Origin of the sequence: Cellvibrio sp. PSBB006, assembly GCF_002162135.1 — a bacterium.
Classification (GTDB): Bacteria; Pseudomonadota; Gammaproteobacteria; order Pseudomonadales; family Cellvibrionaceae; genus Cellvibrio.
Map to the genome: position 1 here is coordinate 3,122,610 of NZ_CP021382.1, position 13,403 is coordinate 3,136,012.

A 13,403-nucleotide genomic window follows, 5' to 3' on the forward strand; every position below is an offset into this window, starting at 1 on the left:
GCTTTCAAATGTTGGAGATGGAACCGGGCCTCAGAATAAGCAATAATAAATGCTATAAAAATTCCCGAGCAAAGCATCATGTCGAGTGAAAATTTTCTACCACCACTACACCCTCAATTTCGCTACCGTGTTGATACTGTGGGCAAAGAAAAAACGCCCGTGCTGGTGATAGATAATTTTTTACATGAAGCGGAAGCACTCTTGGGCTTTGCCGTAAAATTTGGTGAATTCCGCGATGGGACAGATTATTATCCCGGCATTCAATCAAAGGTTCCGGAGTTTTATAGCCAGGCACTGCAAACTTACTTACCCGATATTATTTGCAAAGCGTTTAATCTCGCAAAAGACAACATACATTATTCCCAGTCCACCTATTCTCTTGTGCTTACCCCGCCCGCACGATTGGCGCTGCCGCAATCACGACCGCATGTGGATACCATCAAGAAAGAAAAGCTGGCCTGTGTACATTATCTTTGTACGCCTGACAAAGGTGGCACATCCATCTATCGCCATAGAGCAACCGGTTTTGAACAGCTTTCACCAGAGCGAATGGATGCGTATGGAGAGCATCTTGCCAAAGAAGCGCTGGATACCAGCTGGCATAACAAATACATCAATGGCTCCAATCAATATTATGAAGAGATAGCCCGTTACGAGGCGAATTTCAACCGTTTGATTATGTACCCCAGTGATGTATTGCACTCCGCATCCATTCCTGAGAAATTCCAGTTTGTCCCCAATCCGATCATCGGGCGACTGACGTTAAACAGTTTTATTTATTTAAAATAACCTCGCAAAGCCGGAGGTCAACTCCACTCTGGCGCCTTGCAATAATATTGCAAGTAATCGTGATGCGACGGCATCTTCTGAACCGCTTTCTGTACCGAGCTTCTGATACCTTCCAGAAACTGCTTCAATTCAGCATCGGTCATTTCATTTGCCACCGCATGATAACGCTCAGGAACAACGCCCTGACCTACCATCACATGCAGCCAGGATGGTTCGGCAAAAAGCTTATAGGGTGATTCCACAAAGAGCTTTCCGGTTTCCTTGAATAAATTAATGCGATGCACAAGCGATGCCGGTATCGGCATATTTTTACAATAACGCCAGAAATCGCTATCTTCCCTTTCGGTCAAATGATAATGCATCACAATGAAATCCCTTATGGACAGTATTTCCGTTTTCATCTGCGCATTGTATTCATCGATATCGCCGCTGAAAATTCCATTAGAAGGAAACATTTGCAATAGTCGCGTTATACCGCGCTGAATCAAATGAATACTGGTGGATTCCAGTGGCTCAATAAACCCACTTGCCAAACCTAAAGCGACACAATTTTTATTCCAATGCTTAAGGCGCTGACCTGCTTTAAAGCGGATGATCTTTGGCTCGGAAATCACACGCCCCTCAAGGTTGTCTAGCAGGGTTTTTCTGGCCTCATCATCGGACATATACCGGCTGCAATACACCAGGCCATTACCGACCCGGTGCTGTAAAGGAATTTGCCAGCGCCAGCCAGCCGTGTGTGCGATGGATCGGGTATAGGGCACCGGCTCACGAACCGATTCCGTTTGCACCGCCAGCGCACTATCGCAAGGCAACCAGTGTGACCAGTCCTCAAAACCGCTGTGCAATGCCTGCTCGATGAGTAGCGCGCGGAAACCGGAGCAATCGATAAAAAAATCGCCATCAATAATTTCGCCGGAAGCCAGTTGAATCGACCTGATGTACCCGCCGTCATCGAGAACTACATCCTGCACTGTTCCTTCTATACGTGTCGCACCGGCTTTTTCAGCAATGCCGCGTAAAAATTTTGCATAGAGACCGGCGTCGATATGGTATGCATAAGTCAAAGGTGATCCCGGCATATGAGAGAATTTACTCTGCACCGCAGCTTGATACTCAACAGTGTATTCACCCAGCGGGTAGTCCACGCCTAACTCCAGACCTTTACGCCAGAAATGTTGGAAACTGGCTGCCCAGGTATCCTTACCCGTTTGACCAAAGGGGTGGATGTAGCTTTCGTTTATATTTTTCCAGTTTTCAAACGATATGCCTAACTTGATGGTTCCTTTCACAAAGGCCATCAATTCTTGCTCGTTAATCCCAAGGTAACGATTAAACAGGATCAATGGCGGTACCGTCGCTTCGCCAACACCGACAGTGGAAATTTCATCGGATTCAACCAGGGTCACAGAAATACTTTTGCCCAATAGTTTGGAAAAAGCCGCTGCGGCCATCCAGCCCGCCGTGCCGCCACCCACGATGACCAGATGTTTAACGGTTTGATTGCCGATCATATTGATACCAAGAGTTTTTATTATCAGGCTGCCTGGTTAATGCGCCTAGCGGTTTAACTGGTTCAGTAGCTTCGCCCGAATTTTCCGCGCGCTATCGTCCGTCAATTCACCAATCGCACCTTGAGCTTGTTCCGGGATATGCGAAAAATTATCTTTGCAATAGTCAAAAATATAATGATCAAACATCATCTTCCAGGCTGCCCGCTGCGCGGGTGGCAAATCGCGAATGGACAAGAGCGAATGAAGCAATGCATTGACCGGCTTACCATACAATGCGGGCGAACCTTTAAACCAATAATTCACCAGGATATTCAGCGGGCTCAGGCTTTCCACATGGTGCCACCACATGCTGGGAATAAAGATGCCATCACCCGCTTCCAGATCAGCAACCTGGGCGTGTTCTAAAGCCTGTTTAAATTTGGGGAATTTTTCAAAATCGGGATTATAAAAATCCACCAGGCTGATCGCTTGTCCGGCCGGGGTTTTATCCAGCGGGCCAACATAGAGATTTTCCATTTGCTCAAAGGGAAACAAGGTAAAGCGCCTGTGTCCGACGACCGAACAGGCAATATTCAACGGACTGTCCCAATGTGCGGCGATACGGCATTTATTGGACAACCAGATACTGACGAGCGGATTATGCTGACTCAAATCAAGATCATTATCTGCACGAAAGCCTGGCAAATAATTATCGATCACTGTAGAGCCAATATAAATCGTCGGTGGTTGAGGGTTGTCAGCCTGGGTAGCAAATTGCCGTAGCGCGAAATCCAGCTTGGTGCTGACAGTATCGTAGTTAAATCCTGTCAGATTCTCATCGTAAAAAATACGCCCATTGTTCTCCGGCTTACCTAAAAAGGCCGCCACCTCCTGACCTTGATAGAATTGCAATAAATAACGCACTGCATCTTCATCTGAAGCCAGACCCGCTTGCACGATCGGCCAGGACGACACCAACCCCTTCAGGATCAATGGTTCAGGTGAGGACAAGACCTCATCAGGAATCTGGCCTGGCGTACAGCCATCAATCACTTTAACTTTTTTATCAACGCTGATCATAAATGCCGCTAGTGTTCATTTGTTGGAAATAACTCAGGATGCCTGATTTGCTAATTTTTTCTCAACGCGGGCGATCAACTTCACAACGTTGGCATGAGACGCCAACACCATGTAGATGCATTCCATAAAACCTTTACTGTGTAATGCTGTTACTGCGCTACCTTGTAAAGCAGCCAGTTTATCTTCGTTGATGGTATAAAGCCCTGCCAGGTTATGACGCTCACCATTTTTAAGAGTAATTTCCAGCACTACCACCTCCAATAACTCCTGAGCTAACAACGCATCAACAAATTGTTCATTCAACTCTGTACCGTATTGGATGTACTCCAGCAAATCCACCACCGATTCCAGATAGGGCGAATAGCCGCCATGGGGTAAAAAGACCGGCTCGCCCTGGGTCTCGCTGACACGCGGGCTATCCATATCCACATACACCATCTTGGTGGGCTGACTGGATTCCTGGCCGGGCTGTGGCGGTTGGATACCGATCAGGAAAGGTCTTCTTTTTACTGACACAGGAATATATTGTGCATCCCATCCCTGCTCTGACAGAAACAGGTTTTCATTCTGGCGCAAGCCCATTAGCGCAATAGGAATAAATTTACCTGTCTCTGCATTTTTCTGGAAAAAAATGGGGTATTCATTTTGTATTGCACGAAATTCCTGTGGAAAGGTCACCACTGACATATCGTTATCGCCGTAGCGCATTGAGTGTTCCCGAATAACGCGCAATGCTTTATGGGCAATATTATTTAACAGGGCAAAATTAGGCATATAGTCTCCTGGAGGAAATGCCTCCAATAGGGAAATTAAATCGTCTGCATCCCATGCTGCTTTATTTTTTCTATCAGCTCGCGATTAGGTTGCAATATTTTTTTCAGTTGCTGGATATGCTGCACATTTTCCATAAACAGTGTTTCTGCTTTTTTCCATTGTTTTTCATACAGATTTTTTCGATTATGGGTACCACTGCTAACGGCAATATTGGTGGTACCTTTCATACCGTAATAGACATACTGATAACTGGCAGAGGGAAACATCTCTTCCCGCAAGATTTCATCATGCAACCAGGGAGACTGTACTTTCCATAATTCCAGCAACTCATTCAAGCTATCAGGAGTGGTATTGGCAGAGCAGTTATCACGCCAGTAGGCTGAATCGGTTCGCTTGGTCAGCACATAGTGTAATTTTAGAAAGTCGATAATCTGCTCCCAGTGATGAGTCAACGCCTTATTAAAGCGTTTGGCTATTGTATCCATAGCAGTGCGATTAGCCGGAAACTGTTGCGCAATCATCTTTGCCGAGAGCTCAATCAATACCAGCGCCGTTGCCTCAAGTGGCTCGATAAAGCCGGCGGACAAACCAATGGCGACACAGTTTTTATGCCAGAAGGTTTTCCTGTGCCCGGGGTTGAACGTAATTTTTCTGACAGCCAGGTCTTCAACTGATTTATTGCCCACCGAAGGGACAAGGTAACTACGCAGCTCGCGTTCGGCAGCTTCATCTGTCGTGTAAGCGCTGGAAAATACATGGCCAATGCCACGTCGGGATTGCAAACCAATATCCCAGATCCAACCATTCGTTTGCGCGGTGGAGAGTGTGTGCGAGGCAATAGCCGTTTGATCCTCTGCATAGGGAATTTGCACAGCAAGGGCAGAGTCATTAAATAAAATAGCCTTCTGGGAAACAAAAGGAATCTTGTAATGTTTTTCCATTAGCAAGGATGACAAACCCGTACAATCGATAAATAAATCGCCGGAAACCTCGCCGTGGCTATCAGTCATTACTGATGCTATATCACCATTGTCTTGCGAGTTTATGTGGACCACATTCGCACTGATGTAGTTTACATCGAGTTTTTCTACACAATGTTTGTGTAAAAACGGGGCAAATTTTCCGGCATCCAGATGGTAGCCATAATTTAATACCGCACCGAATTCAGCCGTTGTAATTTGTTTGGGCGCGTAACCCAAATCGCATATCGCCGCTTGCGGGCAAACAGCATTGGCAAAAGGAATTTTGTCTTTGAAGGGCAACCAGAAAGGCGCCAGATTTATGTCGTGATATTTAACCGGTGGCGTAAACGGATGGTAATAATCATCTTCTTTTGACACGCTTGTCCAACAGGAAAATTTGGAGCCTTGTTTGAAACTGGCATCACACTCGCTAAAAAAATCCGTTTCCGATACACCGATAGTTTGTAAGGTTGCACGCATGGTAGGCCAGGTACCCTCGCCTACACCGATAGGATGTACATCGGGCGATTCGATAAGCGTAACCTGAACATGGGCAGGACCTGATGCCGCAATAATACCTGCCGATAACCAACCTGCGGAACCACCACCCACGATGACAACCCGGGTTATTTGATCTGTCATAAACGACCTACAGATTTCTAATAATTATTTGATTAACACGCAGTATGAACAGAAAACAACGCTAGCGTAAAGCGCCTAAAAAGCCGCTGTCTCCAGCGGCTTTTTAGTTGTAGCACAACAACTAACGCAAATTAGAAGTTGTAACGAACACCCAGGTTGTACCGAGCACCGGTTTCAATGTAGTTAAACGTCATATCCTTGTGACGACCGTATTGACGGGTGGTTTCATCGGTAATATTCAGCCCCTCAAGTGAAACCGTCAGGTTGTCAGTGAGCTCGTAACTTACACTCGCATCCACCTGGCCATAGGCTTCGGTGTAACGTGGGTTCCCACCGCCACTGGCCAGGAAGTCATCACGCCAGTTGTAAGCAATACGCACCTGCAAGCCATCTTTATCATAGAAACCGATAAAGTTAGCTGAGTCGCTCAACCCATAAATAGCAAATTGAGCAGCCTTGGAGATGTTGTTGTACTCGGTATCGGAATCTGCTTTGGTTGCATTAGCCTGGAAACCAAAACCCGACTCACCAAAGGTGTGCTGCACAATGAGCTCAATACCATCAATCGATACGTCCTCGTTGTTTATTGGCCGAGTCACTTCAAAGGGCAGGATTGGATCTTCAGGCAGCGCATAAACAAAGCCTGTTGCAGCGTCTGAGCTATCCGGATAGTTGTCAACAATGTATTGGTTGATTGCCACCAAGTCGTTGCCTACTGCGGCAACAGCAGCCTGCCATCTTGGGCCGTTAACCGGGGTATGGAAACCACTGTCTTCGATCACTTGAGGCGCACTGCTGCCGACGAAATCAACCACGTCTTTCTTGAAGTAGCCGACCGACACATAACTGGAATCCGCGTAGTACCACTCTGCCGATATATCGTAGTTGGTTGACTCCATGGGGTTCAGGTCCGGATCACCAGCCGAGGCAGAACCCATGCTGATACGCGGCGCTGTGCCCCAGATAAAGCCGCCTTTAAGGTCATTGTAGTTCGGGCGGGCAATCGTTTTGCTGAAAGACGCACGGAGTTTAATGTCATCGGTCAGGGCGATATCAAAATCCACACTTGGTAGGGTTTTTGAGTAACTACCCGTAGTTGTGGCATATTCAAATCCGCCCGTGGACAGCAAAGAGTATTCATTTCCGCTATTCCAACGGATATACGGTGTGTAAGCAGAAACGTTAGCGGTTGACTCTACCTCGGTTGATTCATGGCGAACACCTACCGCCAGGTTAGCTGGCCTACCGGCAATCTCAGGTTTGAAACCAAATTGCAAATAAGCAAAATCAGAGGTTTCTACCGTTACCTGCTCATCGAACCCGTCATTCGCTCGGGCTGGATCTCTGGTGGTACAGTAGGCCCTTGGGCAGAAGCCGGTATCAGAACCGTAAAGCTCGGCACCGATCGCCAACAGCTCGTTCCAGTTGCCGCGCACAAACGTATTCTGGAAGTTCGGGTTGTTTACCGCACCGTGATCAAAGTAGTTGGATAGTTGATCAACAATCCAGTAAGACTGCGGAATATCGCCAACACCATCTTCACCCTGCACACCACTCCAGCTACCCTGGTTTTGCTGTTGAAGGCCGAGGAAGAAGTATTCGTTGGTGATTTCGTTGGTGCCTATACCGGCTTTAATGTTGTGGATGAAACTGTCATCAAAGGTATAGGTACCTTTTAACTGGTATTCATCAACTGACGAATCCTGCTCCTGAATACGGAAGATGTTGTTGGTCAGTTGCTGGATAGCAACATCCGGTGTTGGCGTGGTGCGACCATCTTCGTAACCCACGTGCAGGATCGGGAACTCCCCGGAGAAATCCATCGATGCACGATAGTTATCGATAGTACCAATGTTGAATTGATTGTTGCCGCCCCACTTACCGTCCGGCCCGGAGTAGGAATCCGAGTTGTGCGCATCCAGTTCCAACGCCAGGTTATCTGTCGCATCCCACTTGATATTCAAGCCGGCGGATTTCAGGTCGGATTTGGTTTTGTTGTACTTGATGATGCCGTTAATTTCATGCCAACCGGTGTTTTCCGTGTAGGACAGTGGATACGCCGGGTTGGTGTCACTCCACTCAATATCCAGACCACTGGTGCGGGTAAACCACATACCGGTACCAAAGTTATTGGTTTCATTCTCTTGCTGTACGTACAGGTAATCCGCCGTAACCGTGAGTTGTTCTACCGGTTGGTATTGAAGGGTCAGCTGGCCGTTCAAGCGCTTGCGGTTTACTTCATTAACTGAGTACATAACCTCTGACGGAATACCGTAGGTTCTGCCATCGCCCGGTTGATTTTCTTCCGGGATATTCGCCCAATCACCACCATCCGGCGCATGAACAAACCAGTCGCTGACACTGGCATTGCGGTCACCACTGTTACGCTCCTGGTAGCTACCGGTTAAAGCAACCCCGATAGTGTCATCAGCAAAGGTATTACTGAACAGACCAGACACTTCCGGCGTCAGGTCATCTTCCATCACCGAAGAATCATCGTAGACCGCTTTGGCCCCTACGACGGCTTTCAGGCCCGGGTTTTTAAGCGGGCGCGGGGTGATGATGTTGATCAATGCACCCATACCGCCCGATTGCAGGTCGGCACGGCCACTTTTATAAACTTCTACGCCTGCAACGCCTTCAGAGGCCAGGTTGGCAAAGTCGAAAGAGCGGCTGGTGCCAAACGATGAAGCGGGCATCTGACGGTTATTCAAGGTCACCAGGTTGTAATCACCGGCCAAACCGCGCACGGTGACCTTACTACCTTCACCGTTTACACGGTCGATAGAGACACCGGGGATACGTTGCAGGGATTCAGCCAGGTTGGTATCCGGCATCTTGCCGATATCTTCAGCGGAGATGGCGTCGACCACGCCGACCGCATTGCGCTTGACGTCCATCGACCGCGTCAAACTCGCGCGGATACCGGTAACGACGACTTCTTCAACAACACCTTCGTCCTGCGCCAGAACGGTATTGCTGCCAAGTCCCGCCAAGGCGGATGCGGCGATCGCACTCGCCAGGAGTTTTTTTCTAAATATAGTGGTTTTGTTCATGATGGTTTTTCCTCAAACGTTATTGTTATCGTGACTGCTATAAGAGAAGCCGCACTCCGAAGGAACACTGCAACCCTTACCGCATTGCCCGAGTGGCCTTGCCTCACAGATCAAAAGCCTCGGCGGAAGCTGTTGATCCGAATGCATATTCACAAAAACCATTGAGGTGGGCGTCCGAGTAGGGTCAGGCACGGCTGTGCCGTACGTTCGAATGGAAGAGCTTTACTCGGCCGCACTATTTTTTATTTAAAAACAATAAGTTATGGATTTTCGGCTGGGAGAGCGAAGAAGAAAAAAATCAGCAATTTTGCGCCTGTCCCACTTTCAACAACTCGTGGATCAAGGCACTGGAACGGAAGATTACCGGCAAGGAAATACAAAGACACCCTCCCGCCAGGGAAGCGATAAAAAATGAAAATGGGGGAAGCGATGCAGGGTGGAGCGAGGAGAGAACCGGTGGGCTAACTGACAGTGAATCAATTAGCCCACAACGGGATTACTGGGCACCTTCGACGAGGTAATCAACCGCCGCTTTAACTTCATCTTCGGAACAGCTGCCACACAACCCCATAGCTGGCATGCCGTTGAAGCCATCGATAGCGTGGGTATAAAGGGTGTCGATACCTTTGGCGATACGCGGAGCCCAGTCATCCGCACTACCGGTTTTGGGCGCGCCGGCCACACCGATAGAGTGACATGTCGTACAGGCGCTCTTGTACACATCTTCACCGGACTTGGGGCCGCTGCTGACGGCTACCGGGGCGGCGGCACAGCTTTCACCGGATTTACAAACACTGCCGACCGGGGCGATGCGCGCTTTCATCTCTTCAGTCAGGGCTGCTGACTGGCTGTAGGCGAGACCGGAAACAGCACCAAGGCCCACGACCAGCACCAGACTGAATATCTTCTTCATTTGGCTCACGGTTTTTTCCTCTTCTTTATACATAGCGCCCCGCTGGGCAAAGTCGGCGGCCATTATAGCCACAAATATGCACCAACGTGAACTGACGCTCTACCGCCTGCAAGATCATGTAATAGCAGACTCGCGCGGTTAAATTTATGCTTGGGTCACAGCCGTTGATTTGCTCTGCTCCCATCTGCTGTTATGCTTAAACCTCAATTTTTTCGGAAAAATCCATAAACCATGGAATATAACAGTGTCACCTTTACCGCTTATCTGAGCGCTGCCATCGTGGCGGCCCTGTTGACGGTTACCTACTGTTATCAATTCTTCAAGCAACAGCGCACCTATGTTTTTGCTATTGCAGCTGCGACCCACACACTGAACCTGCTGATCATTGCGCTTTCCTTTGGCGAGCGGGATTATTCTGCGCTTACGCTGCTGGTCTATGAATGCCTGCATTACAACGTGTGGGTGCTGTGCATTGCCCTGATCCTGCTGGCAGCGACCAATAAACAGCGCCTGCCCCGCAGCCTGAAGATCCTGTTCAATATCGGCTGGCCGCTAACCGCTGTTGCCCTGGTCGCCAGCCTGGCGAATTTTGAACCGCTATTGCGCCTGTCTTCCTGGTTTGCCTTGACGCTGGCCGTCATCGGGCTGGTGAGTATTGAGCAACTATTTCGTTACGCCGCCGCCAATGATCGCCAGATCAAACTGATGTGTATGAATCTGGGCGTGCTGTTTCTCTATGACATCTATCTTTATACCCACAGCCTGATCTTTCAGGGGCTTGACCCTTTGCTATGGCAATCCAGGGCGGCGGTATCGATTGGCACCTGTCTGTTTATGGCGTTGGGCGGCCTGTTGTTGATGCAACAGAATGACCGCCCGGCCCATTTCAACCTCTCTCGCCCTATCGCGTTCTATACCACCTCGCTGGTCGGCGTCGGCGTGCTCATCAGCGCTCTGGCACTGGGCGGCTATTATGTCCGCCTGTATGGCGGCAACTGGGGCACGGTGGTTTACAGCTTTGTTTTGATCGGCGCCATCCTCGCAATCGCAACGGTGTTTCTCTCCAGCAGCATCCGTTCGCAGTTGTCGGTATTGATCAACAAACACCTTTTCCGCCACAAATATGATTACCGCAGCGAATGGCTGGGGCTGATCAATTACCTCGCCCAACCGGCGGAAAATAATGAAGTGAATCAGCGGGCGTTTTACGCGGTGGCCTCCATCACCAAGGCACCCGGCGGTGCCATCTGGCTGCGTAAACAGGGCTACTACGAACCGGTATTTCAATCGGGTATTCCGGGTTTTGTCGACCTGCAAGAAGAAGCGGTGGACAGTCCTTTCTGCGATACCTTCCTGCAATCCGAATGGGTTTTCTTTCCCGATTCCGGCGACAACGAAGCCTTGAGTCAGAACAACGAACTCCTGCCACATTGGGCGCGTAATATTCCCGAACTCTGGCTGATCTTTCCGTTGATCGTGGCCGATGAGCTGGTCGGTTTTATGGCATTGACCAAGCCCACCTCTGATGCCTCGCTTACCTGGGAGGATCTGGATATGCTGAAAACTATGGGACGACAGCTGGCGAGCTACCTGAAACGTCATCAGCAAGCGGAACAGTTGGTCGAAGTGCGTCAGTTTGACACCTATAACAAATTGGTGGCCTTTATCATTCACGATCTCAACAACCTGATTGCGCAACAGGCGTTAGTGGTGCGCAATGCTGAACGCCATAAGGACAATCCCGCGTTTATTGAAGATGCCATCGAAACCATCAGCAACTCAGTGGATCGCATGAACAATCTGTTGAGAAAATTGCGCCGCGATGAGAGCGATTTGATTAAGCGATTGCATGTAAAAGATGTGATCGAACAGGCATTGGCAGAGAGCCATCGCAGCACACCGCTGTTGACAGCCGATATCCAGGACACAGACAAAACCATCAATGCTGACCAGGTCCGATTGGTGATGACCATTACCAACTTCATCAAAAACGCCCAGGAAGCCACACCGGACGATGGCCGCGTACACCTTACATTGCGCTGCTCAGGCAACAATGCCACTATAACCATCGAAGATAATGGTTCCGGCATGGACTGGGATTTTATTCACAATCGTTTATTTAAGCCTTTTGACACCACCAAATCCGGTAAAGGGATGGGTATCGGTGTTTACCTCTCGCGCGAATATATCAGTGAACTGGGCGGCACATTGAATGTGATCAGCGCCGTCGGCGAAGGCACAACGATCACCATGACCTTGCCCCTCAACGAGACACATCAACAAGGATTTATGAGCTTCCATGAGCAGACAGTCCAGTAACAAACCTACACTTCTCATTATCGAAGATGATCGCGGCCTACAAAGCCAATTGCGTTGGCACTTCGACCAATATGAAACCATCATTGCGGAAAATCGTCAGGACGCTATTGCCGCGTTACGCTTACACGAAGCCTCGGTAATCATTCAGGATTTAGGGCTTCCGCCGGATGAAGACGGTGTTGATGAAGGCTTCAAATGTATCCAGGATATTCTGCGTATCTCCCCCACCAGCAAGATTATTGTCATGACCGGCAAAACCGGTCACGAGCACGCAATCAGTGCGATTGCCATGGGCGCTTACGATTATTACCAGAAGCCCGTTGATCCCGGCACGCTCGATCTGATTGTGCAGCGCGCGTTTCATATTTATGAGCTGGAAGAAGATAATCGCCGGCTGCACATTACCCAGCAGGAACCTCTGGAAGGTCTGATTACCAACGACCCGAAGATGTTAAAAATTTGTCGGCAGCTGGAAAAAATTTCTCCTACCACCGTGACCTGCACCTTGTTAGGCGAAAGCGGCACTGGTAAGGAAGTCATGGCGCGTGCCATTCATCAATTAAGCCCGCGACGCAACAAACGCTTCGTTGCGATTAACTGCGCTGCAGTGCCCGAGAATTTAATTGAAAGTGAATTATTCGGTTACGAAAAAGGCGCTTTCACCGGCGCTAATAAAACAACCATCGGCAAGGTGGAAACGGCTAACGAAGGTACCTTGTTCCTGGATGAAATCGGCGATATGCCGCTCAACCTGCAATCCAAATTGTTGCGTTTCCTGCAAGAGCGGGTGATTGAACGCGTGGGTGGCCGCAGTGAAATTCCGGTCGATGTGCGCGTCATCTGCGCCACCAACAAAGATCTGCAAAAGATGGTGAGCGAAGGTACGTTTCGTGAGGATCTTTTTTATCGCATCTGTGAGATGACGGTGGATATTCCACCGCTGCGGATGCGTCACGGCGACAAGGTATTGCTCGCGCGTCACTTCAAGTTGAAGTATGCGGCGGAACATTCACAAAACATCAGTGGTTTTACACCGGATGCCATCGCTGCGATTGAAAGTTATAACTGGCCAGGCAATATTCGCGAGATGGAAAATAAAGTTAAACGCGCGGTCATCATGGCTGAGGGGAAATATATTACCCGCGAAGATATGGGCCTTGCCGATGCCGGCGAACTGTCGCTCAATCTACGCCATGTGCGCCAGGCAGCGGAGCAATCCGCCATCATGCGCGCGCTGGTGATGACCGATAACAATATCTCTGCAGCAGCCAAACTGCTAGGCATCACGCGCCCCACCTTTTACGATCTGATTAAAAAATATGACATACCGGTAGCGCATAATCAGAACAATCACGACAACGATTAAGCGGTTTAG

9 protein-coding genes are annotated in these 13,403 nt (G+C 49.0%); 3 read left to right on the plus strand and 6 right to left on the minus strand.

Annotated elements, in window-relative coordinates:
- Positions 1 to 78: 78 nt before the first annotated feature.
- Positions 79 to 789: a DUF6445 family protein gene (locus CBR65_RS12905; RefSeq protein WP_087467226.1), complete on the plus strand. Its 711-nt coding sequence runs from the start codon at positions 79 to 81 to the stop codon at positions 787 to 789.
- 17 nt (positions 790 to 806) lie between these two features.
- On the opposite strand, the gene CBR65_RS12910 is transcribed toward CBR65_RS12905, so the two are convergent.
- The 6 genes from CBR65_RS12910 to CBR65_RS12935 all read right to left on the minus strand — a co-directional run bounded on the left by CBR65_RS12910 (position 807) and on the right by CBR65_RS12935 (position 9,772).
- Positions 807 to 2,303, minus strand: a complete 1,497-nt coding sequence (locus CBR65_RS12910) for a tryptophan halogenase family protein (RefSeq protein ID WP_087467227.1) — start codon at positions 2,301 to 2,303, stop codon at positions 807 to 809.
- A 45-nt stretch (positions 2,304 to 2,348) separates the two neighbouring features.
- Positions 2,349 to 3,362, minus strand: coding sequence for a cupin-like domain-containing protein (locus tag CBR65_RS12915; protein ID WP_087467228.1), 1,014 nt, complete (start codon positions 3,360 to 3,362; stop codon positions 2,349 to 2,351).
- A 33-nt stretch (positions 3,363 to 3,395) separates the two neighbouring features.
- Positions 3,396 to 4,136: a SapC family protein gene (locus CBR65_RS12920; RefSeq protein WP_087467229.1), complete on the minus strand. Its 741-nt coding sequence runs from the start codon at positions 4,134 to 4,136 to the stop codon at positions 3,396 to 3,398.
- A gap of 35 nt (positions 4,137 to 4,171) precedes the next feature.
- Positions 4,172 to 5,740: a tryptophan halogenase family protein gene (locus CBR65_RS12925; protein ID WP_087467230.1), complete on the minus strand. Its 1,569-nt coding sequence runs from the start codon at positions 5,738 to 5,740 to the stop codon at positions 4,172 to 4,174.
- A gap of 131 nt (positions 5,741 to 5,871) precedes the next feature.
- A complete protein-coding gene (locus tag CBR65_RS12930) occupies positions 5,872 to 8,796 on the minus strand; it encodes a TonB-dependent receptor (RefSeq protein WP_087467231.1) in 2,925 nt (974 codons plus the stop codon).
- A gap of 496 nt (positions 8,797 to 9,292) precedes the next feature.
- Positions 9,293 to 9,772 carry a cytochrome c5 family protein gene (locus CBR65_RS12935; protein ID WP_232461443.1) on the minus strand — a complete coding sequence of 160 codons (480 nt, stop codon included), beginning with the start codon at positions 9,770 to 9,772 and terminating at the stop codon, positions 9,293 to 9,295.
- Positions 9,773 to 9,940: 168 nt separating this feature from the next.
- Here CBR65_RS12935 and prsK point away from each other — a divergent pair, with 168 nt between their 5' ends.
- A complete protein-coding gene (gene prsK / locus CBR65_RS12940; protein ID WP_087467232.1) occupies positions 9,941 to 12,028 on the plus strand; it encodes an XrtA/PEP-CTERM system histidine kinase PrsK in 2,088 nt (695 codons plus the stop codon).
- Positions 12,009 to 13,394, plus strand: coding sequence for a PEP-CTERM-box response regulator transcription factor (prsR, locus tag CBR65_RS12945; RefSeq protein ID WP_087467233.1), 1,386 nt, complete (start codon positions 12,009 to 12,011; stop codon positions 13,392 to 13,394). Before prsK ends, prsR begins: the two co-directional genes overlap by 20 nt.
- Positions 13,395 to 13,403: the final 9 nt, after the last annotated feature.

Excerpts from the sequence above, each read along its gene's own strand:
- CBR65_RS12925 (WP_087467230.1), bottom strand. The coding sequence starts at position 5,740 with ATGACAGATCAAATAACCCGGGTTGTCATCGTGGGTGGTGGTTCCGCA.
- CBR65_RS12910 (WP_087467227.1), bottom strand. The coding sequence starts at position 2,303 with ATGATCGGCAATCAAACCGTTAAACATCTGGTCATCGTGGGTGGCGGC.
- prsK (WP_087467232.1), top strand. The coding sequence starts at position 9,941 with ATGGAATATAACAGTGTCACCTTTACCGCTTATCTGAGCGCTGCCATC.
- CBR65_RS12930 (WP_087467231.1), bottom strand. The coding sequence starts at position 8,796 with ATGAACAAAACCACTATATTTAGAAAAAAACTCCTGGCGAGTGCGATC.
- CBR65_RS12905 (WP_087467226.1), top strand. The coding sequence starts at position 79 with ATGTCGAGTGAAAATTTTCTACCACCACTACACCCTCAATTTCGCTAC.
- CBR65_RS12915 (WP_087467228.1), bottom strand. The coding sequence starts at position 3,362 with ATGATCAGCGTTGATAAAAAAGTTAAAGTGATTGATGGCTGTACGCCA.
- CBR65_RS12920 (WP_087467229.1), bottom strand. The coding sequence starts at position 4,136 with ATGCCTAATTTTGCCCTGTTAAATAATATTGCCCATAAAGCATTGCGC.
- prsR (WP_087467233.1), top strand. The coding sequence starts at position 12,009 with ATGAGCAGACAGTCCAGTAACAAACCTACACTTCTCATTATCGAAGAT.
- CBR65_RS12935 (WP_232461443.1), bottom strand. The coding sequence starts at position 9,772 with ATGGCCGCCGACTTTGCCCAGCGGGGCGCTATGTATAAAGAAGAGGAA.